Origin of the sequence: Neobacillus cucumis, from assembly GCF_016908975.1 — a bacterium.
Taxonomy (GTDB): Bacteria; Bacillota; Bacilli; order Bacillales; family Cytobacillaceae; genus Neobacillus; species Neobacillus cucumis.
The window spans coordinates 186,999-208,884 of record NZ_JAFBEX010000012.1; the positions used below are offsets into that span (position 1 = coordinate 186,999).

Consider the following 21,886-nt stretch of genomic DNA (forward strand, 5'->3'; position numbering starts at 1 on the left):
TCCTTTAAAGTCGACAATTAATTTTCCCTAAACTTTGCAATCCATAATTTTTTTTGCAAATAAAAATAAACAGAGAACGGCTATTCGTTCTCTGTTTTAGGGTGACTATTACTTATAAAAGTGGATGGTCGTGTTTTGCTTTTAGACGCTGCCATCTCTTTTCAACTTCTGCTTCAAACTCTTCTAAAATCGATTTATTTTCTTCTTTTAGAAGATGTTTTGTTTTCCCCATATATTTTAACCAATCTGAAAGTGGAACACGCTTATTCTTATCTTCTGGATTGTACGTAATGGTTGTTACACCTTGTTCAATTTCATAAAGAGGGAAGAAACAAGAATTCACAGCTTCCTCAATGATTTTCGTACCATACCGATCATCAGATTTCCAATTTAAAGGACATGTGATGAGAAGTTTACCATAGACAGGTCCCACGTTCTGGGCATACCATTGAGCCTTTGCCCCTTTTTTCACTAAATCCTGCGGGTGTGCTTCAGAACCTGTAAATACATAAGGGATATTAGTTGAAGCCATAATTTGGGCTGTATCCTTATGATGGAAGGCTTTACCCCGCTGAACCTTACCAACACCTGATGTACTTGTCATGTGTCCAATTGGTGTTGAATAGGACAATTGTGACCCAGTATTCATATAACCTTCATTATCATACTCTAACATAATTAGTTTGTGCCCTCGCAAGGCTGTTCCGATAGCAGAGCCCATTCCAATATCCATACCGCCATCACCAGTAATCATAACAAAGGTTGCATCATCTGATACATTGATTTCTCCACGGCGTTTTAATTCCATAAAGGCTTCGACCGTTCCAGATAAAGTCGCAGCACCGCTTTGGAACAAATTATGAATCATGGTTTGTTTATGTGATGTATTTGGATATCCAGTCGTGGTTACATATGCACAGCCAGTCTGGAACAATGTAACAATATCTCCCTCAATTCCTTTAAAAAACAACTCAAGACCTGCAAAAATTCCGCAGCCTGGGCACGCACCATGTCCTGAAGCAATTCGTTTCGGCTTTCCTGTGAGAGCTCGAAGTGGAGGGATTTTTACCTTTAATTTATTCGTCTCTTCATCCATTTTCACATCAATTAAACCCGTTTTGTACACATCACCATGCTGAGGTAAAATAACTGGTTTAAGGGCGTTTTCTGGAACCCCTGGAATATGTCCATAGTAATCAAATGGTTTTTCTGCAAAACCTTTTTCCATCGCATCGATGGCCATATGAAAGAATGCATGAGCATCATCAGCATAAAAGTCTTTACCACCAAGACCAAACACTCTGCTTAAAACGATTGTCTTGTTATCTTTATCATCTTGAAGGGCTGATTTCACTTCATGTGTTAAGTTTGGTCCATTTGCTCCATAGGAATCGGCACGCTCACCGACTAATAATGTTTTCACATTCTTTAGGGCCTCACGAATTTCTTTAGATGGGAATGGACGAATAATATTAGGGCTAATCACACCAGCTTTAATGCCTTTTTCACGAAGTTGGTCTACGACATCCTTTGCTGACTCGGCAGCAGAATTTAATAAAAATAAAGCTACTTCGGCATCTTCCATTTTATATAAATTTAAAACTGGATATTCTCTGCCTGATAGTTTCGCATATTCCGCAGCTACTTCTTTAAATACTTCACCGGCATTGTAAATAGCTTCAGATTGTTGATAATGGTTGTTAATAAAATCGTCGCCACTCATATGGGCACCAATTGTTACAGGCTTGCTCAAATCTCTGATAAAGTTATAATCTGTAGGGCATTCACCGACAAATTGTTGAACCACATTTCGATCCTTAAAGTATTCTACCCGGCGCTTTTGGTGAGATGTAAAGAAACCATCATACGCTACAATTACCGGTAGGCGGACTTTAGAATGTTCAGCAATTTTTAATGCCATAATATTCATATCATAGACTGCTTGAGGTGTTTTTGCCGTTAAGATTACCCAGCCTGTATTCAAGGCATAATAAAGATCGGAATGATCTCCGCGGATATCAAGTGGTCCGCTGACTGCACGAGTAACAAGGTTTAAAACCATAGGATAACGGGTGCCTGATTGTACTGGCATCTGCTCAAGCATGTAGAGAAAACCATTGGCACTTGTAGCATTAATAACACGTGCACCTGTTGCTGCAGCGCCGTAGCAAATACCGGCAGAACCATGCTCACCATCTGCTGGAATCAGTTTAATATCATGCTGACCGCGCGTTTTCATTTGATCTAAAAACTGCGCAACCTCAGTAGAAGGTGTTATTGGGAAATAACCCATGATATGATAATTAATTTGTGCTGCTGCAGTTGCAGCCATCTCATTCCCTGATTCAAAGGTTGAAACCTGCTCTGCAACACCTTGTGATGTTAATTTATCTTCTAAAATAGCCATTATCTTACCCCTCCCACGATATAAGGAAAGTTTTGCTTCACACGGTTTTCTTCCGCGTACCCAATGATTTCACGAAGATCTCCTAATGCATCTGTAGGACATGCTTCTACACATTTTAAGCATCCTTTACAATATTGATAATCAATACCCTTTAGGAACTTTTGTTTTCTTCCACGTTTATCCTCGCCCTCTTCCCAGACAAAACAAAAATCAGGACAAACATTATCACAGGCCGCACAGTGAATACATTTGTCTTGTTTGTATTCAGGAAGAAAGCCTTGCCGTGATCCGCTCAAATCTTTTAGTATACTATTAGCTTGTGAAACCATTACTCCGCCGATTTCCTGCGTCATATAGCCAAGTTGTGGAAGAGGGCGTGTAAACGATTTCCCTTCAGCACCTGCAGGTACTTCATAAGTTTTAAATTGAACTTCATTATAACCGCGGTCAAACGTTCGGATATTCGGTTCAACTAAATGTGGATATTTTTTTGAAAAGGTTTTCCGAATTACATCTCTCATGGATTCTGGATTTAAGAAGTCACAAATACGATATAGAGCCCCAAGCATCGCAGTATTTACTTTTGTTTTCTCTTCTAATGCAATCGTTAATGCATCGACAATCGCAAGTGTACCATATTCTAATTGTAAATCTTTTTTTACATCATCAAATTCTCTAGCTGTATTGACTAAGACAATTCCATCCGCGTCTAAGCCGCTGACAACATTCACTGTTTTATATAAGGCTTCATGGAAAACTCCAACAATATGTGGTTGTTCAATCGGACTATGATCTCTAATTTCAACTTCTGGGTCACAAAAACGAATAAAACTCTTCACAGGTGAACCTTTCTTTTCAGACCCATAGGATGAAAAGTTTGAGCCTCTTAAACCTAAACTTAAAACACCGGCCTCTGCTAACATTTTTCCTGCTAAGTTAGCTCCGAGACCGCCAATTGATTCTAATCGAATTTCAAAGAATCCAAGTTGATTCTTTTTCGGTAAAATAGACATTGTGTCCCTCCCCATTTCGTACCATACGAAACAATCTATTAATTGATTTTCCCATCGTTATTGTAGGACAATTTTGAAATTTAATCTGTGATAAAAGTCAAACATCCACAAAAAATTTTTATAACACATTATTTTTTTTAGAAAAATCATTATGATGTCAGACTTAAAAACGTTTGCTATTTTGTATAACAGATTTAAAATTGTGATACAACAGATTGGAGAATAAATAGATTAAGTATAGGTAAATCAGTTATACCAAGACTATTTTTTGGTTTGTCTAATATTGTTTTGGTCAAAAATAAGCTATAATTATTATTTGGTATCTTTGATAAAGGAGTAATATTAATGAAAGTAATTTGTTCTACCCTGAATGCTAAGTTTATTCATACGAATCTTGCCATTCGTTATTTAAAGGCATATGCTGCACCTGAATTTAATATCAAACTAAAAGAGTACACAATAAAGGATCCGGTTCTAAATATTGTCTCAGACCTTTATCAAGCAAAACCTGATGTCATTGGTTTTAGTTGTTATATTTGGAACATAGAAGAAACTCTTAAGGTAGTAAATATGTTAAAAAAGGTAGATCCCTCCATTTTAATTGTCTTAGGTGGACCTGAGGTAACTTACGATACAGCGGAATGGATGGAAAATAATAAGGATGTCGATTTTATTGTCATTGGTGAAGGAGAACAGACTTTCAAACAGCTTCTCACTGAAATAGCCGCTTCAAAAGAGTACCGAAATGTTTATGGAATTGCTTATCGAAAAAATGAAGAAGTTAAAATGACACCACAAATGAATAAGCTCGACCTTAAAGAATTGCCTTCACCTTATCGTTTTCGAGAGGATATAGCTGATTTAGGCAAACGTATCACTTATATTGAGACAAGCAGAGGCTGTCCATTTAGCTGTCAGTTCTGCCTCTCGTCAATCGAGGTCGGCGTAAGATATTTTGACCGCGAAAAAATTAAAGCAGACATTCGTTATCTGATGGACCATGGGGCAAAAACGATTAAATTTGTGGATCGGACCTTTAATATAAGTAGAAGCTATGCTTTGGAAATGTTCCGTTTCCTTATTGATGAACATTTGCCCGGAACGGTATTTCAATTTGAAATTACCGCAGATATCATGCGTCCTGAAGTCATTGAATTTTTAAACCAAGAAGCACCAAAAGGACTTTTCCGCTTTGAAATTGGTGTTCAGTCGACAAATGATGAAACCAATGAGCTGGTTAGACGAAAACAAAATTTTACGAAGCTTACGAGAACAGTCACAATGGTTAAAGAGGGCGGCAAAATTGATCAGCATCTCGACTTGATTGCAGGGCTACCTGAAGAGGATTATGCCTCTTTCCGGAAAACCTTTAATGATGTGTTTGAAATGCGACCTGAAGAATTACAATTAGGGTTCTTAAAAATGCTTCGAGGCACGGGGGTTCGCCTAAGAGCAGATGAACATCAATATGTATATATGGATCATTCCCCATATGAAATCTTAAGCAATAATGTGTTATCATTTGACGATATTGTCCGAATCAAACAGGTAGAAGACGTATTAGAGAAATATTGGAATGACCACCGCATGGATTTTACAATTGAATTTCTAGTCAGTCATGTTTTTTCGTCTCCATTTGATTTTTTCCAAGAATTCGGTTCCTACTGGGATGAAAAAGGATGGGCACGGATTGGACACCAGCTTGAGGATTTATTCCGCCGTTTATACTCGTTCCTAGAAGAGCGCTCTGTTCATAATTTGGATGTAATCGAAGGGCTAATGAAATATGATTATTTAAGAAATCATAAATACAAACCAAGAAAGCCTTGGTGGAGTGCAGCTTTAGAAAAAGGGGATCGCTCAAAAATTTATAAACAGATTCTTGATCATCCAGCAATGCTTGGGGATAATTTCAGCCGATTAGAACTTGATGAAAAGGAATTATTTAAGCATACAATGCTTGAGGGGTTAACCTTTGATTTACAGCATTATTTAATAACAGGAAACTTAAATAAAAATTCAGGGTACTTATTAGCCTACTTTGAACCAAGCAATGATCGAACACTCATCTTCCCTTTTTAGAATAAAGGGTAAATAAGCCGGAACATTCCGGCTTATTTATTTTTCACATTTTTCTTCAAATGTTTTTTCGTTTCATAAAGCTTGACCCCATTTACATCACCAATTTCGATACTAAACTCTTCCAATGATGTTGGAGTCGGGGTTTGAGGCACTTTCCCCATTAACTTCTACCTTTTTTGCCCTGTTTTGAATTACGATTTTGGAACCGAATTGCATTATTATTATCAGTAAACTCTGCAGAAAATTCATTATCTTGAACATTTTTATGAGGGGTTTTCGTATATTTTTCCACTGCATTAAATTCTGCTTTACGTTTCGCCATAGAATATCCTCCCAAATGATATTGATCTTACACCCTTAGTTTGAGCAAAGAGTGTGGTATCATTCCTTTCCTAATTTTTCATAAATAAATTTGTAGCGTAAACAGAAAATAAGAGAAAAAGGAGTGAACAATTTTGAAAAAATCTGATCCTAAACAGTCCCGAGAAAAGGTAACGATTGAAGATACTATGCCACATCAAATAAGTGCGCCTAGCTTTGAAGGCACGGGAATCAAAATGGAAGCCCCATTTACGAATAAATATGGGGTAACGATTGGTGATAGTAAATATGCATCAGAAAACTCACCTTTGGAAAATTGGTCAAAAGATACAGATCCCTCCATTATGTCTGGGGATGAATGGGTTCATCCCACAAACGATATTGGCTGGAATACAGCTGAGAATCGAGATCTGCTTGAGAGCAAAAAAAAGCCGCAAGCCTATCCATTTATGCACCCGACCAAAGATGTCAGTATTGGCTCCGATTAATGAAATTATCCATAACCGAAAAACATTACCACTCATGAAAATTTTATGGTAAATAGATACTATTACTACAGAGGACAAAACATCCTCTATTCCCTTAAATTCAACTAAGGGTTTAACGAATATCAAAAAAAAAGAAAAGAATGGTTTTTCTTAAAACAAAGGAGTGTAATCAATGGCGAATAGCAGTAATAAATTATTAGTTCCTGGAATTGAACAATACTTAGACCAGGTAAAATATGAAATTGCCCAAGAATTTGGGGTGCAATTAGGCTCTGATACCGTTTCAAGAGCAAATGGATCTGTAGGCGGGGAGATTACTAAAAGATTAGTTCAACAAGCACAAGCACAAATGTCAGGTCAGTATAACAACCAATAATTTAATAACAATGGAAAAAGTCCGGTTTATAGCCGGACTTCCGTCATTTGTACTTTTTTATTTGGTTTTCTTTGGCTGATTCACGGGTTTAACTGGTTTACTTTTTGCATTTGTTTTAGTGTTCTTATTTTGGTTCTGTTGTTGCTTCGGTTTTGGATTCTGTGGTTGTTTCGGCTTTGGATTCGGTTCCTGTTCCGGCTTTACCTGCTGTTTGGACTTTTGTGTCATTGACGTTGGATTTTTCTGAGTTTGATTCTTTTCTTTTAGTTGTGCTGGTGGTACAACCTTAACAATTGGTGAAATCTGACTTGCAGTCTTTTTCTCGTTAACGGAATTAGTAATCACTGGTTTTTCATTCTTTTTCTTTTGCTGTCCAGGTGGTAGTGCCACACTTTTTGGTGAAATCGTAGTAGGTTTTTGATCTGCATTTTTCTTTGGTGGGGATGGGTTTATCCTTTGCTTATATTTCCCAGTGGAAATACCAAGGTTTCGTGCCTTTTTGCGTTCTTCCTTTGTTGCTTTTATAACCCTAAGATCTATTTCTTTTCTACTTGCGACAGCTTTAATTTCATTAATATCCATTTGAAGTTTCTTTTTACTTTGCTCATCTTGCTCTTTTGTAGCAACAGTAGAAATTATAACGGGCTGCTTATTTTCGGTTGGATTAATCTTCGCTAAAATTTCCTGAGTTACTTTCGTTACATCTTCTTTCTTCCATTCACCGAGCTCTGAAATGGTCGCCTTACCCTCTCTATTTAATCCAGTTAATTCTACAACTTGCATATTCTTATTTACTCCAAGTTCAATACTGGAGTTCGAATCGATGGACATATAGGCATATGCCTTATTATCTTTGTATATCGGAATAAAAGAACCTAGTATGATAAACAAAGCCGCTAAAACGGCCCAAACCGGTCTAGCTACAAAAATATTTTTTAATAAAGATAATGATTTCCTTTTTTGAACATTTACGTGTGGTAAGAAGTTTATTTCCTGGCCAATGTTATAAATTTGATTTTGTTTTTTGGATCGTAAGAATTCGCCCTCGGGGGTTAAAAGCGTTAAGTAAGCATCGCCTATTTCCATAATAATTCCTTTTTTCATACATCTAACACCCCCTTTATATAATCCTTCATGTAGACATAATCACTAGATAAAATAAGTGCAATTGCGATGATATATTTCCGATTACGTTCAATCGTTTTGCGGCTGACATTAACCTTGGTTTCTAATTGTTTAATCGGCAGACGCCTTTTTTCTAGTAAAAATTCCTTTAATTCTTGATTTGCTACTAGTGTTTGGGCAGTTAGGATTGCACTTTTACGGGCATCTGCATGTTTGGGTGAATTTTCAACTAAGTCACTAAAACTTAAATCAAACGTGGTTAATATTTTTTGGAAATGAATGATTTCCTCTTTTCTTAATTGATCATCGTTCTTCTTATGATATTCATCAAGAGAAAGTTCATTTACAATAACGGTTCCCGGTGATTCTTCCTCTTGCTGGGGATTCGTAATATCGATACTAATGTGTTGATTTTTGGTTTGCTTACGTATATAGTCGATAACTCTTCGCTTAATAATTACTTCGGAAAAACTTAATAAAGAGCTTCCCCGTTCTGGTAAATATTTCTCAATCGCTTCATTAAATGCGATAAGTCCAATACTAAATTCATCATCGGATTCATATATATAACGTCTGCATACGGAAGAAACAGTTTTGGCTATAAAAGGCTTATACGAATCAATTAATTGATCAAGCAGCTCGCGATTACCTTGTTGAATTAAAAGAACGGTCTCTTCCAAAGTTCTTTTTTTCTTCTTGGTCAAAAACAATAAACTTAGCATTTGCTCACCTCTATTCGACCCATTATACCATATATGTAGGTACATAAGACTTTATAGGGGAAAAGCCATTTTGAAAAAGATAACCCCAAGAATGGCTATCTTTTCTCGTTTATTGTTGTGTTTAAGTATGTTTTAAGTATTTTCATTACATATGTACGTTTGCTATGGAACCGTTTTGGGGGTTGTAAAAATAAAAATTCACAAGATGAAATAATCATAATAAAAAGCTTTAAACACCTGTGATTTAAAGCTTTTAATTTGGCATTTTTAGTTTTGCGTCTCGTAACATTAAAAGTTTTTTTATGATTCCACCCACAAGCAGACCGGGAATCAAGAAGAGCATGGGTAGAAAAATGGGTCCCGGATGTATGTTCAATATAGTCACCTTTGGCGATACCATTAAACCCACCGTTACAAAGTAGGCTCCGAAAACAAATGGTAAATAGGAATACTTTTCATCTGCTGGCATCGCAAATCGATAGGCATCCCACATCGAAAACATGTACATACATGGATAAAACATTAACCACTGATAATTAATAACCATTTCTGCCTGTTGAATTTCACCCAAGAAGCTGTGCATAATCGCCCGGTTAAAATGACTATTTACATTCATAATAAACTCTAAAACAACAAACATTACTCCTTTAATATACTGACCTGTTATTAATTGTGAAAAACCAGGAAAAGCAATATTCCACAAAACAGCTTCCAATTTGCTCATTTTTTTCATTCATCTATCCCGCTTCATTATGGCATTTAAGTGAGGAAAACTCTCCACTCGCTTATATTTCCCCACTAACTCACCATCCATGTAATTATCCAGATTAAGTTAAAAAAAAACAGCGGAACAATTTCCGCTGTTTTTTAATATGCCTATTCATGCTGGTCCATCGGGTTATAAAGTTTAATGTCAGGATTTTTTTCTTGGAACCATCTTAAAGCAAAATCATTTTCAAATAAGAAGACATAATGATCATATCGATCCTTAACCAGTAAGCTTCTCGAACTGGATAAATTTTCGTCTATTGTGTCATTTTCAACCCATCTTGCGATTTTTGAGCCCATGCGCTCCATTAATACCTCAGCATTATACTCATTTCTCATCCGGTGCTCAAATACTTCAAATTGAAGCTGACCGACCGCACCTAATAAATACTCTTCCATTCTAACTGTTTTAAAGAGCTGGATGGCTCCTTCCTGGACAAGCTGTTGAATTCCTTTGTAAAAGGATTTTTGCTTCATGACGTTTTTAGCCGATACTCTCACATATAATTCTGGAGTAAACTGCGGCAAACGCTCATATTGGAAGTTATCCTTGCCTGTTGTAAGTGTGTCGCCAATTTGATATGTTCCCGTATCGTATAATCCAATAATATCACCGCTGACAGCTTCATCGACCGTATTACGTTCTTCAGCCATAAAAGAAGTAGACTGGGATAGCTTTAATTGCTTTCCTAAACGTGGGATATTAACCGTCATACCTCGCTCAAACTTACCTGAACATACACGCACAAAGGCAATTCGGTCGCGGTGGGCTGGATTCATATTTGCTTGAATCTTAAACACGAACCCTGAAAATTGTTCCGATAATGGATCCACTTCACCAATTGATGAGTTACGTGCTTTTGGCGGCGGTGCAAATTGCAGGTAGGACTCAAGGAAAGTCTGTACACCAAAGTTTGTTAAAGCACTGCCAAAAAATACAGGTATTAATGCGCCCGCAGCTATTTTTTCAGATGAAAACTCATTTCCAGCTTCATTAAGCAGTAAAATTTCATCTATTGTTTGATCATAAAGACCTGTTGTTTTTAAAGGATGGTCTCCTTCAATTTCACCATTATCATTTAAAGGAATAAATCGTTCTTCATCATTTACACGGAACTGTTCCACCCGTTTATGAAAACGGTCATAAATGCCTAGAAACTCTTTTCCCATTCCAATAGGCCAATTCATTGGATAGGATTCGATACCTAGAACCTCTTCTAATTCAGCAAGAAGTTCTAGTGGTGTTTTACCTTGGCGATCCAGCTTATTTATAAAAGTAAATATTGGAATTCCACGCATACGACAAACCTTAAAAAGCTTTAAGGTCTGTTCCTCAATCCCCTTCGCTGAGTCAATAATCATGACGGCACTGTCAACAGCCATTAGTGTTCGATAAGTATCTTCACTAAAATCCTGGTGTCCAGGGGTATCAAGAATATTGACCCGAAACCCATCATAATCAAATTGCATCACACTGGAGGTAACAGAAATACCACGTTGCTTTTCGATTTCCATCCAGTCACTTGTGGCAAACTTTCCTGTTTTTTTTGCTTTTACCGTACCAGCATCTCTTATAGCTCCACCAAATAATAATAATTTTTCTGTTAATGTTGTCTTACCAGCATCAGGGTGGGAAATAATCGCAAATGTCCGGCGTGACAATACTTCTTCTTTAAAATTGTTACCCATCTTGTATTCCTCTCTTTAACCAAAAAAGTCAAACTTCTTTAAATAAAATTCATTCCCTTTTATCAAGGTAATAAATCGATTTGTAATCGTGTAGCGATAAATTTTTATCCATAACTTCAATCATATCTTGCAATCAGCAACTTTGCAATACATTGATGGTTGTTAACTCATGATTTTTCTTTAAACATGGATGGTAAAAGAATATAATAGACCTAATAAAATTTATCCTATGGGAGGAACTATGCATAATAAGCCAGTCGACCAACAAACCTTAAACTTATTACATAAAGCTTTCGAAATTGTTCTTGCACAAAATAATATTTCCTATAATAAAATTGGAATTGCTGAAGAAGGCGAGCAACTCTTATTTTTGTATGAAGCAAAAGATGAAAAGGTGCACATTTTTAAATGGAGTAAGGCATCATCCATTGGAATGAGCATTGGCACATTAGCACAAAGTGTCCTTACACCCATTATTCCACAGCTTCGATTATTATCATAAATTCTTAAACACACTTCCTATATTGGGATAGTGTGTTTTTTAATCCAGTCTTTCTTCCACTGATTCCCATATCCATTTTTCTGGAAATGGCTTTATAATGAAATATATAACTCTGCTAGAAGGAGATGAAGTGAATTGAATAAAAGTAAAAAGATAGTTTCAAAGTTTATACCGCTTATTACAGCGTTAATTATAGTGATTTCAGGTATTGTCTGGTACATTCAAACTTCTCATAATCAAATCTCAATCCCTTTCTCTTCAGTAGAGAAAACAATACAAGCACAAAATGGAAAGGTTGTTTCCCTTACAGAGTATGCGGACGGCAGCTTATACCTAAAAACAGGAAACACGGAATATGTTTCTCATATTCCGCCGAATAGTCAAGCGATTGAGAAACTTGTTGAAAATTATAATATTAATTACACCTATACCACCAGCAGCCGTTATGGTAAATGGATCATGGGCGGTATTATTCTCTTACTTGCCGGCGCTGCTTTTGCCGTCCAAAAAACAAAGGGTGGTTTCAGCATTCATAACTCCATGAAAAATAGTGTTGCTACGTCACGCCCACTTCCTTCTATTAGCTTAGAAGATGTAGGTGGACTTGGGGAAGAAATGAAAGAAGAAATCCTTCAAACTTTATCGACCATAAAAGAACCTGAGCGTGCGATTAACCTAGGAATCAAGCCGCCAAAAGGAATCCTTTTGTATGGACCTCCAGGAACTGGTAAAACCTTATTAGCCCAAGCAATTGCACACGAGTTAAATGCATCGTTCTTCTCTGCAAGTGGTTCAGCATTTAATGAATTATTTGTCGGTGTGGGGGCAAGTCGGGTTCGCTCCTTATTTCAATCGGCTCGAAAACAAAAACCTGCTGTTATTTTTATTGATGAAGTCGATGCTCTAGCAGGAAAGCGTAAAGCCCATGGCGGTGAAGAAGCAGAAAAAACCTTGACTGAACTTCTTGTTCAGCTTGATGGCGGTCATTCTAATGACGGGATTTTATTTATTGCTGCGACAAATCGAAAGGACATGCTTGATGAAGCCTTTATTCGTCCTGGACGTATTGACTTCTCCTTCCAGGTACCACTTCCTGATACAAAAGGAAGACGAGAAATTATTGGAATCCATACGAAAGGAAAAGCTCTTGCAGAAGATGTGTTTGCATCCCTAGATGATTTAGCAGAAAGCACCTCTGGCTTTTCGGGTGCAGAACTACAATCCCTCTTTGAAACAGCCTCAAGAAGAGCGGTAAGAAATGGACAAGATATAATTACAAAACAAGACCTAGATTATGCTCTTGACCGGACGATATTAGGCAGTACTTCCCGTTCACTGCATGATCATGATACAAAACGAAGGGTTGCCATCCACGAAGCTGGGCATGCCATTGTTGCATCGTTAACGAAACCAGGCTCCGTTCGAAAGGCGACGATTATTCCTCGTGGTGAAGCACTTGGCTATGTGGCGCCGATTCCAAAAGAGCTTCATTTATCTACCACCAGTGACTTGCTCGATCGAGTTGCTATGGTATTAGCAGGTGGTGTAGCTGAGCGTATTTTCCTTGGAGAACATAGTATCGGAGTTAGTGGTGATGTTCAGCAAGCAAAACACCTCATTGAACAAATGGTTGATATAGGTATGCTCCAGGACGGATTTACACTAACCTTTAACAAACAGGACAAAGAAAGCAAGATGCAAGAACTTTTTACAAAAGGATTAGAGCAAGCAGAAACTCTGATTAAGAATCATCAACTACAGTATCAACAATTAGTCGATGCTTTATTAAAGAAAGAAACCTTAGAAGGCACAGAAGTAGAAGCAATTGTTGGCAATACTTCATACAGTACTGATCATATTGCATTTGCATAAATGAACCAGGTGCATAAACTGCACCTGGTTTTTTCCTATGAATAAGCTATTTGCCTAATGAAATTCCAATTTGGTGGTAAACTAAGGTGGAATTCCGTAAAAAGGAAGTGATTCATATGTACACCAATGATGAATTAATTGAAAAAGAGCAGCACAAATACATTCAAAATGCTAAACAATTTATCGGCAATCCTGAGAAAATAAAAAATTTACTCCAAAAGGTAATCAGTAAAGCTACTGATAGGAAAGGCTATCTAGGAGATGCTTGGGAAAAGATACAATTATTTGTTGATTTAGTTAAGGCATACTCCAAAGGGGAGTACAAGAATGTACAACCAAGCACCATTGTTACCATTATTGGTGCCTTATTATATTTTATTTCCCCCATCGATATCGTTCCTGATTTTATTATTGGTCTTGGACTTTTTGACGATGCTGCAGTGATTGGTTATACATTAAAAAAATTATCGAAAGAACTGAATGAATTTGAAAAATGGAAAGATACAATCCCCAATATACTAGAAGACCCGCTGGATTAACCGAGCGGGTTCTCTAGTTACATATCTAATGAACGCATAAAGCGACTAATTCCTTAAATAGGCTCTTGCCCATTACCATCTAAAGCAAGATGCACCTACAATAATTAATAAGATGAATAATACGACGATTAACGCAAAGCCACCGCCGAAACCAAATCCACCACCATAGCCACAGCCACAGCCACCGAAACCGTAGCCGCCATAACCACCATAACCGTACATTTTATTTCCTCCCTTTCAAATTAATACCAACCGCAACCCCAAGAAGCTCCAATAATAATTAATAAAATGAATAATACGACTAGCAGGGCAAATCCGCCGCCATAGCCACCAACTGCACCAGACATTTCCATTACCTCCTTTATCGATTTCCATATATCCTATTCACCTAGTTATCGATGTGCGATAGACAAATATCCAGATTAGGCTTGTGTAATTAAAAAGAATAAGCCCATTCTTGAACCATATCTGCTAAGAATGATGGGTATTAAACCAAAAATTGCAGCAATATATTTAGTCTTATACCCAGGTTGACAAGAAGCTATATTTTTCTTACCATGTTCAAAAAAGGCAAATGGGGGTAAATCTATTTGAAATTTACTACAGCCATTTGGAATTGGATTTATTTATCGGGAGCTCGAAAAGGTTGGGCCCCAAAAAAGATAAAAAGTTCTTCCCAATTTCATGAACCAATAAAAATAGGACACAGGGGAGCAGCAGGATATTGCCCTGAAAATACCTTTGCTTCTTTTCATAAAGCTCTTCAAATGGGGGTCGATTATCTAGAATTAGATGTTCAGATGACAAAAGATGGGGAGTTAGTGGTTATTCATGATGCAACTGTAAATCGAACCACCAATGGGAAAGGAAAAGTGAAAGATTTTACCTTGAAAGAAATTCAATCGCTAGATGCAGGGAGCTGGTTTGACCCTGAGTTTAAAGGTGAAACAATCCCTTCTTTTTCCGAATTTTTAGATATGTTTGCTGATAAGGCCGGTATATTACTGGAAATTAAAAATCCGCACCTCTACCCTGGAATTGAAGAAAAAGTAGCGAATGAGCTCCTTTTAAAGGGACTGACAAACCAAGAACACTCTATAGTCATTGTTCAATCATTTGATCAAAACTCATTAATTAAATTCCATCAACTCTTACCTTCTATCCCATTAGGAGTATTAGTAAAAAAATACAGTGGACAAAGGATAACAGATAAAGAGTTAGTTTCCTATGCAAACTATGCAACATTCATTAATCCGAAGATTACGATGGTAAATCAACGTCTGATAAAAAGAATTCACCAACATGGTTTTCATTCATTTATATGGACCATAAGAAAAAAGCATGAAGTTAATTATATGAAACAGTTGCATGTTGATGGGATAATCAGTGACTTTCCAGACTTTCTATAAGAAAAGCGCAAGCGCCTTGGTCAGCCCAGACAAGCTTAAGGCGCTCCCAAAAAGAAGGCGCTTTTTGCCTTCATTTTGGGAGTGGCTTAAGACCTCGAGGGGCTAGGCGCTGGAGCTAACAATTCTCGAAGTAGAAATTTATACTTTCTTATAATTAAAAAAAGATGCGATTGCTATACGCATCGCTTCTTTTTTATAAGGATATTTTGTCTATCTGGGGTTAGTTCCCAATTAGCGTGTTTTTACAAGCTCTTTTAAGCTATTTTTACTACGTTCCACAAGATCTAGATGTGTGTTCCTTGCCTTATTAACATACTCTTTACGAACTTGTACCCATGCGTTTCTCCGTTCACGAGTATAGGCAATACCAGATTCTGTATTCTGTTCAAAAGTATCTTCTAATTGATCAACTACATGGAAAAAGGATTTAACTGGTGTAAATGCCAATTTTTCCATTTGTTCTGTTACATCTTTTAACTGGTTTGTCAGTTCTTCACGATCTTCGAAAGGTACTACCTCTTTTACAGCGATGCTATTAATTTGAGACATCACTTCAGTAAGCATATCCTTATTAGTCTTTTTAGCCTGCTCATATAAATTTACAAGGGAATGACGATATTGTTTATTAAATTGAATAACTTCCCTTACAGCATTAAAATAAGCATCTTCTCGATCTTCTCTTAGCTTTCTTGCACGCTCATTTGATTTTTCAAATTGCTCCCAAAATGTTGTTACAAATGATGCCATCGGTATCGATTCTACTACTTTTTCAGCAGGAACCGTTTCATTCTTCTTCTGAACCATGATTTTTCCTCCTCTTAGAATTATTAACTTTCTCTATTGGATCCTTCTTCTGAAATGAAGGGATGTAGAGCTCAAGGATACTAGAATACATTTTGAAGAATTGATCTAAGATGGACTGATATGTTTCAAGTTGGTTTGCATATCCTTTTAGGTATGTAATCCCAGCTTTTGTAGTTGAATACCTTCTTTTTGCCGGTCCGCTGCCCGTGGTATCCCATTCAGATGAAACCAGTTCATCCTTTTCTAGTTGTCTTAGCATCCGATATAAGTTCCCTTGATCAAGAGCCTTAAATCCGAACGTTTCGAGCTTTTGGCTAAGTTCATAACCATGAAGAGATACTTTGCTAAGAAGCAATAATATAAACGGTAGCACAAAATTTTTTGATGGATTTACTGATTGGTTATCTTGGTTCACCATATCTCTATCACCTCACCTATATGTATTTTACACCTATAGGTTATATTTTGCAATATTGATTTTTTTATGTAAAAAAAGGTCATAAGCTCTAAAGATAAAGAGTTTATGACCTTCTTCAGAATTATCAGCCTGTATTACGGAGACCAGCTGAAATTCCACTAATGGTAAGGAGAACTTCGGTTAATAAATCTTCATTTGTCTCTTCATGCTTTCTTAATTCTTTAATCAGTTCAACTTGTAAAAAGTTTAATGGATCGACATATGGATTTCGTCTATACACTGATTCTTTAATATTTGGAGCATGATCGAGTAATTCATTATCCTCAGTAATTTTAAGCAGGATCGCTTTTGTTTTCTCGTATTCCTCAAGGATATTCGTAAAGATTCTATCTGCAATGGCTTTGTCGTTAACAAGGGAGATATACTCTTTTGCTGTCGGAATATCTGCTTTCATTAACGCCATCTGTAAATTATCGATTGTTGATTGGAAGAATGGCCATCTAGCATACATCCGCTGTAATAGCTGTAGATTTTCCGCACTTTTTGATGCGAAGCTATCTAAACCTGTACCAGCAGCATACCAGGCAGGAATCAATTGACGACTTTGCGTCCAAGCAAACACCCATGGAATTGCCCTTAAGTCCTCAAAACGTCCGCGATTTTTACGGCTCATCGGTCTAGAACCAATGTTTAAGTCGCCGATTTCCTTTAATGGTGTTGCTTCATTAAAGTAAGTAAGGAAATCAGGGTCGCCAAAAACAAGTGATTGATATTTAGATAAGGCAGAACTAGAAATTTCCTCAATAGCTTCTTCCCAAACACGTTCTCGCAATGTTCCATCTTCTTTTTGGGAAACATGCGTTGCTGAAAGTAGAAGTGTGGAAGTTGCCTGCTCTAGGCTCCGATAAGCAATGTCTTCAAGCAGATATCTGGAAGACAGAACTTCACCTTGTTCAGTAATTTTAACACCATCACCAATGGTTTCAGCAGGCTGTGACAGAATGCTCTTATTTAACGGACCACCGCCACGACCCAGTGAACCGCCACGGCCATGGAAAAACTTAAGACCAATTTGATATCTTTTTGCCATCTCATGAATTTCGATTTGGGCTTTATACAGTTTCCAGTTGGCTGTTAAAGTCCCTCCATCTTTACTTCCATCTGAGTAACCAAGCATGATTTCCTGTTGGTCACCTAGGATTTGAAGATGTTTACGGTAAATTGGCATTTCAAAAAGGGTTTCCATAATTTTTGGACCTGCTGTTAAGTCATCAATTGTTTCTAGTAATGGTGCAACATTTAGATGACTTTCAAGCGTACCATCTGCATGTAGGCGGTAGATTCCAGCTTCTTTTGCTAATACAAGTACCTCTAATAAGTCACTTGCCGATCTTGTCATACTAACAAGATAAACGGTGATAGCCCGTTTTCCAAATTCCTCATGTGCCTTTTTGATCATTTGGAATACTTTAAGCATCTCTTGCGTTTCTGCTGAATAGTCCTCATTTAATAAAAGCAGTGGACGAGGATCCATCAAGATATTCTTTAATAGTTGGATTTTTTCCTGTTCCGCAAGTTCTGCATAATTTTCCGTTATACGTACCGTACGCAGGATTTCTGTTATTGCAGCCTCGTGTTCTCCACTATGATTGCGAATATCAAGTGTAGCCAAATGGAATCCGAATAATTGCACTTGTCTAATTAACTTTTGAATGGTCCTTAACTCATGATCACTAGGATGATGCTTTTTTAGGCTCCTATTAATCATTTTTAAATCAACTAATAATTCATCTGCTGTTTTGTATCCAATTTCGGATTTACCTACCTGTTTAACGCGCTCAATAATTACCGCTAGGACACGACGGTAAGCTTCCGGTTTATTTGGCCATTTTTTATCGTCTGTTAAGTATAAATCTTCTTTTTCCTCAAGGAATGTAAGAATTTCCTCACTGACGTTTACTCTTGTTGTCGAGTGGCTGTAGCGTTTCATGATGTCGATTAAAACACTTTTATATTTCTTTAAGACAACTCTCCGTTGTCTTTGGAGTGTCTCCCACGTTACATCACTTGTTACGTTCGGATTCCCATCACGGTCTCCGCCAATCCATGAGCCAAAACGGAGGAAATTAGGGACATTCCAAGATGTGCCTGGGTAATATTTTTCAAGGCACTCAGCTACCTCTTGATGAATTTCAGGAAGAACATCAAATAGGGTTTGATCAAAATAATAAAGTCCATTACGTACTTCATCCAATACTGTTGGCTTGTGATCACGTAATTCATCTGTCTGCCATAGAATCGCCACTTCATTAAATAAACTATCTTCAAGTTTTTTCTGTTCTTTAGTCGTTAAGAGTGGATTTTCAAGATTTTTCAAAATAGCAGCAATTCTCTGTTGAATCTCGAGAATAGAACGTTTTGTTGCCTCGGTTGGATGGGCGGTTATAACAAGCTCTAGCGACAATGTTTGTAAGATTTCTTGAATCACATTTTCACTAATAGCATGGTCTTTAATCTTGAGAATTGCACTCTCGATTGAAGCAGGCTGAACCTTATTTCCTTCTTCCATCTGGTATTGTCTCCGTCTGCGGATACGGTGATTTTGCTCTGCTGCGTTAATCAAATGGAAGTACATTGAGAACGCACGAATTACCTGTTTACGCATAGGTGAGGCTAAACTAGTAATTTCCGCTTTTAACTCTTCATAAATCTCTTCATCGAAATGCTCCCGAAGTGTTTTGCACATGAGTCTTATTTTTTCTACTTTATCCAATAGCTCGGTTCCGCCATGATTCACAAGGATTTCACCAAGCATTTTCCCAAGTAAATTCACATCACGACGCAATGGAAGACTGCTGTCAGTTACTTTCACTTCTGTTGTCATTCTATCACCTTCCCCTTATTTCAAAAGATTCATTAAATTTTTTTATATATAAATATAACATATTTTTTTAAAACTTGTTCAACTTTTTTTCTTTTTATTCTATTTTTTCTAAAAAAATAAACCTGACATGTAACTTCTCAGGTTTATTTTCCTGGATATTTTATAAGTATTCCCCAAATATCCCTTTAATTTGCTGCTCTATCAAAAACTAGAACATAGGTTTTACGATCTGTACTATTATAGGTTACTCTAACCGAAATGACTGTTTTATTGTCATCTTCCAACTGAATCGTTTTGCTTGTGCCGCCTTCGATTGTTATATTAGAACTACTAGAAGCTGCGGTAGGATTAATGGTAACTGTTTTTGTATCATGTGAAACAGCTATATGATAAGTATATTCGCTTGAAGTAAATGAACTATCCCAGGTTCCGGTTGATACAGTTAGGGCTGCAAGATTGGCATTGGTGGTCTTTGTAACAGTACCCGATACACCTTGCTGGGAAGAACCCGTTTGGTTTGTAGTATTTCCTTGTCCCGAAAAAGAGTTGCCGGTCAGACTAACAAGTCCGGTTCCAGTTTTCGCTGAATTGCTCATTCCAGTTTGTGCAGACCCACCACTACCATATGGAGCTGAACCACTGTTACCAGTTTGTCCTGTTTGTCCTGTTTGTCCTGTTTGTCCCGTTTGACCCGAACCACTGTTGCCTGTTTGTCCTGTTTGACCTGAGCCACTGTTGCCAGTCTGCCCTGAACCTGTGCCACCAGTTTGTCCTGAACCGGCACCATTTCCTGACGTTGAATCTTGGCGTTCCAGATGAATGGTATATCTTAGTTTCGATCCGTCCTCAGCAGTTACTACGATAAGAATATCTGATTTCCCTACAGGAATATTGACTGTTACACCTTTCTCAGTCACTTCAGCACCATTCACCTCAACTACTGCTGTTTTTTCTTTAGCAGTTGGCAGAACCGTAATTGTTTGTGTGGTATTAGGAAATTGAACATTATATTGTGTCACTGATGGAGAAAAGGTTGGAGAAAGTTTTCCTGTTGATAGTTGAATATTTTGTAACTGATTATCACTATTTTGCTTTCTATCCACAGTTAAAGTATAGGTATTCGTTAGATTAGTAGTGCTATCCTTTACGGTGATGAGAAAGATATTTTGCCCAGTTTGCAGGGAGTATTCATCAGCAGTACCACTTGTGACTGTTTTACCATTGATGCTGATGATAGAATTGGCATTTGTCCCCTCAACAAGTATATGGATGGAATCCGTTTCATTTTCTACTGTAGCGGAATATTGATTAATATCTGATGAAAAATCTTGGTCGAGCTTAACGCCTTCAATTTCTAATTTTGCCAAAGTGTTTGATATTTGGCTGACTTCGGTCCCGGTATCTTCCGCATAGACGGTGGGCAGATTATAACCAGTTCCAAGTCCGAGTATCGAGACAATAAGGACAGCACTTAGGCCCTTTTTTGATATTTTTGTTCTCATTGTTAATCCTCCCACTTTTAATAAGTGATTTTGGACTAACTTTATCATTGGATGCTTAAGATTATCTTAATTTTTAGATTGAAGAATTGTCACCTCCATTAAGTTAGTACCCGATTATTGGTGAATAAAACCCATCGATATTAAAATTCCGCAATCCATAGAGAATTGCGGCTCACACATTTACTTATTACTGAATTCTTCAAGCTTCGTGGAAATAGCGGAGGCTACCTCTTCATCTGACAGATTAACAGCCTTATTAAAAAGGGAATTAGCAAGTGTTCCCATGGGTCCCGTTGCATTTATATCAAGAAATCCTGTTAAAAGGGTTTTATTTCTGTTTAAGGCTTTGGCTTCGAAATATCCTTCGCCAAGGTATTTATCGTTCTTCCTTCTTAATTCAAAGCTTACCTTGCTTGGTTCATTCCATTCTTTAATATCAATTAACAAAGTGACCTTTTTTTTCATTATCCCAAGATCGCTTTTAAATTCCCAGCTAATTTGCTGGTCATTTAATTTTTGGTGCTGAATATATCCAGGTACAAGCGGCGCCCAATTATTTTCATCTCGAATAAAGTCCCAAATGACCTCAATCGGGATATCTAATTCAAGTTGTTGTAATTCGCTCGGCATGGTGTATCCCTCTTTCATATTCAAAGTAAAATAAAAGACCTTCAAGGACTGAAGGTCTTTTTTTAATACTATATGTTTGTTTTGTTTTTTATAGAAGCCTTTATTGATTATAAAGTGTGGAATAATTGTATGATTGGATTATGTATAAATTTGTGATCCCTCTATTGATACTAGAGATTTTCATGTTTTTTGTCTTCAAACCATCTTATTGAAGACACTTCCTCTTATTCTTTTACCAGTTTTGTCCTCAAGACCCCCTATTGAAGACACTTCCTCTTATTCTTTTACCAGTTTTGTCCTCAAGACCCCCTATTGAAGACACTTCCTCTTATTCT

General features: G+C 37.1%; 22 protein-coding genes. 7 read left to right on the forward strand and 15 right to left on the reverse strand.

Going from position 1 to position 21,886, the window contains the following annotated elements; all coding sequences use genetic code 11:
• Positions 1-112: 112 nt before the first annotated feature.
• Together JOC76_RS17580 and JOC76_RS17585 are read right to left on the reverse strand one after the other, a co-directional pair.
• Positions 113-2,407, reverse strand: a complete 2,295-nt coding sequence (locus JOC76_RS17580) for a thiamine pyrophosphate-dependent enzyme (RefSeq protein WP_205179605.1) — start codon at positions 2,405-2,407, stop codon at positions 113-115.
• Positions 2,407-3,420 carry a 2-oxoacid:acceptor oxidoreductase family protein gene (locus JOC76_RS17585; RefSeq protein WP_205179611.1) on the reverse strand — a complete coding sequence of 338 codons (1,014 nt, stop codon included), beginning with the start codon at positions 3,418-3,420 and terminating at the stop codon, positions 2,407-2,409. Before JOC76_RS17585 ends, JOC76_RS17580 begins: the two co-directional genes overlap by 1 nt.
• A 345-nt stretch (positions 3,421-3,765) precedes the next feature.
• Between JOC76_RS17585 and JOC76_RS17590 the strand changes: the two genes are divergently transcribed.
• On the forward strand, positions 3,766-5,502 hold the full coding sequence (locus JOC76_RS17590; RefSeq protein WP_205179616.1) for a B12-binding domain-containing radical SAM protein: 1,737 nt from the start codon (positions 3,766-3,768) through the stop codon (positions 5,500-5,502).
• A gap of 32 nt (positions 5,503-5,534) precedes the next feature.
• On the opposite strand, the gene ykzE is transcribed toward JOC76_RS17590, so the two are convergent.
• Both ykzE and ykzP read right to left on the reverse strand, forming a co-directional pair.
• A complete protein-coding gene (gene ykzE / locus JOC76_RS30530) occupies positions 5,535-5,663 on the reverse strand; it encodes a protein YkzE (RefSeq protein WP_275591372.1) in 129 nt (42 codons plus the stop codon).
• On the reverse strand, positions 5,663-5,824 hold the full coding sequence (ykzP, locus tag JOC76_RS17595) for a protein YkzP (protein ID WP_205179617.1): 162 nt from the start codon (positions 5,822-5,824) through the stop codon (positions 5,663-5,665). The genes ykzE and ykzP overlap by 1 nt, the downstream gene beginning before the upstream one ends.
• 133 nt (positions 5,825-5,957) lie before the next feature.
• Between ykzP and JOC76_RS17600 the strand changes: the two genes are divergently transcribed.
• Positions 5,958-6,311, forward strand: a complete 354-nt coding sequence (locus JOC76_RS17600; RefSeq protein WP_205179618.1) for a DUF3905 domain-containing protein — start codon at positions 5,958-5,960, stop codon at positions 6,309-6,311.
• A 172-nt stretch (positions 6,312-6,483) separates the two neighbouring features.
• Positions 6,484-6,687 carry an alpha/beta-type small acid-soluble spore protein gene (locus tag JOC76_RS17605; RefSeq protein WP_205179619.1) on the forward strand — a complete coding sequence of 68 codons (204 nt, stop codon included), beginning with the start codon at positions 6,484-6,486 and terminating at the stop codon, positions 6,685-6,687.
• A gap of 57 nt (positions 6,688-6,744) precedes the next feature.
• Here the strand turns inward: JOC76_RS17605 and JOC76_RS17610 are convergent, their stop codons facing one another.
• The 4 genes from JOC76_RS17610 to JOC76_RS17625 all read right to left on the reverse strand — a co-directional run bounded on the left by JOC76_RS17610 (position 6,745) and on the right by JOC76_RS17625 (position 10,991).
• On the reverse strand, positions 6,745-7,791 hold the full coding sequence (locus tag JOC76_RS17610; RefSeq protein WP_205179622.1) for an anti-sigma-I factor RsgI family protein: 1,047 nt from the start codon (positions 7,789-7,791) through the stop codon (positions 6,745-6,747).
• Complete coding sequence (sigI, locus tag JOC76_RS17615) at positions 7,788-8,534, reverse strand: RNA polymerase sigma factor SigI (RefSeq protein WP_205179623.1); 747 nt, start codon at positions 8,532-8,534, stop codon at positions 7,788-7,790. The genes JOC76_RS17610 and sigI overlap by 4 nt, the downstream gene beginning before the upstream one ends.
• Positions 8,535-8,787: 253 nt before the next feature.
• Positions 8,788-9,267, reverse strand: a complete 480-nt coding sequence (locus JOC76_RS17620) for a hypothetical protein (RefSeq protein ID WP_205179625.1) — start codon at positions 9,265-9,267, stop codon at positions 8,788-8,790.
• A 143-nt stretch (positions 9,268-9,410) separates the two neighbouring features.
• Entirely contained in the window at positions 9,411-10,991 is a 1,581-nt protein-coding gene (locus JOC76_RS17625; protein WP_205179626.1) for a peptide chain release factor 3, read from the reverse strand.
• Positions 10,992-11,232: 241 nt separating this feature from the next.
• On the opposite strand from JOC76_RS17625, the gene JOC76_RS17630 reads away from it, so the two are divergent.
• The 3 genes from JOC76_RS17630 to JOC76_RS17640 all read left to right on the forward strand — a co-directional run bounded on the left by JOC76_RS17630 (position 11,233) and on the right by JOC76_RS17640 (position 13,904).
• Complete coding sequence (locus JOC76_RS17630; RefSeq protein ID WP_205179627.1) at positions 11,233-11,493, forward strand: hypothetical protein; 261 nt, start codon at positions 11,233-11,235, stop codon at positions 11,491-11,493.
• Positions 11,494-11,628: 135 nt separating this feature from the next.
• Positions 11,629-13,365, forward strand: coding sequence for an AAA family ATPase (locus tag JOC76_RS17635; protein WP_205179631.1), 1,737 nt, complete (start codon positions 11,629-11,631; stop codon positions 13,363-13,365).
• Positions 13,366-13,451: 86 nt separating this feature from the next.
• Positions 13,452-13,904 (forward strand): YkvA family protein, encoded by a 453-nt coding sequence (locus JOC76_RS17640; protein ID WP_205179633.1) that lies wholly within the window; start codon positions 13,452-13,454, stop codon positions 13,902-13,904.
• Between the two features lie 72 nt (positions 13,905-13,976).
• Here the strand turns inward: JOC76_RS17640 and JOC76_RS17645 are convergent, their stop codons facing one another.
• A complete protein-coding gene (locus tag JOC76_RS17645) occupies positions 13,977-14,126 on the reverse strand; it encodes a YjcZ family sporulation protein (protein WP_205179641.1) in 150 nt (49 codons plus the stop codon).
• Between the two features lie 20 nt (positions 14,127-14,146).
• Positions 14,147-14,251, reverse strand: coding sequence for a YjcZ family sporulation protein (locus JOC76_RS17650; RefSeq protein ID WP_205179645.1), 105 nt, complete (start codon positions 14,249-14,251; stop codon positions 14,147-14,149).
• A 243-nt stretch (positions 14,252-14,494) separates the two neighbouring features.
• Here JOC76_RS17650 and JOC76_RS17655 point away from each other — a divergent pair, with 243 nt between their 5' ends.
• Complete coding sequence (locus JOC76_RS17655) at positions 14,495-15,313, forward strand: glycerophosphodiester phosphodiesterase (protein WP_239557784.1); 819 nt, start codon at positions 14,495-14,497, stop codon at positions 15,311-15,313.
• 231 nt (positions 15,314-15,544) lie between these two features.
• Here JOC76_RS17655 and phaP read toward each other — a convergent pair whose 3' ends face one another.
• The 5 genes from phaP to JOC76_RS17680 form a co-directional block, all read right to left on the reverse strand.
• The gene (gene phaP / locus JOC76_RS17660; RefSeq protein ID WP_205179646.1) at positions 15,545-16,117 is read right to left on the reverse strand and encodes a polyhydroxyalkanoic acid inclusion protein PhaP; all 573 of its coding nucleotides are present in this window, start codon (positions 16,115-16,117) and stop codon (positions 15,545-15,547) included.
• Positions 16,098-16,535: a poly-beta-hydroxybutyrate-responsive repressor gene (gene phaQ / locus JOC76_RS17665; protein ID WP_205179655.1), complete on the reverse strand. Its 438-nt coding sequence runs from the start codon at positions 16,533-16,535 to the stop codon at positions 16,098-16,100. Before phaQ ends, phaP begins: the two co-directional genes overlap by 20 nt.
• Before the next feature lie 124 nt (positions 16,536-16,659).
• Positions 16,660-19,419, reverse strand: a complete 2,760-nt coding sequence (gene ppc, locus JOC76_RS17670; RefSeq protein WP_205179657.1) for a phosphoenolpyruvate carboxylase — start codon at positions 19,417-19,419, stop codon at positions 16,660-16,662.
• A 185-nt stretch (positions 19,420-19,604) separates the two neighbouring features.
• Positions 19,605-20,921: a cadherin-like beta sandwich domain-containing protein gene (locus tag JOC76_RS17675; RefSeq protein ID WP_205179659.1), complete on the reverse strand. Its 1,317-nt coding sequence runs from the start codon at positions 20,919-20,921 to the stop codon at positions 19,605-19,607.
• Positions 20,922-21,101: 180 nt separating this feature from the next.
• Positions 21,102-21,551, reverse strand: a complete 450-nt coding sequence (locus tag JOC76_RS17680; protein ID WP_205179661.1) for an SRPBCC family protein — start codon at positions 21,549-21,551, stop codon at positions 21,102-21,104.
• Positions 21,552-21,886: the final 335 nt, after the last annotated feature.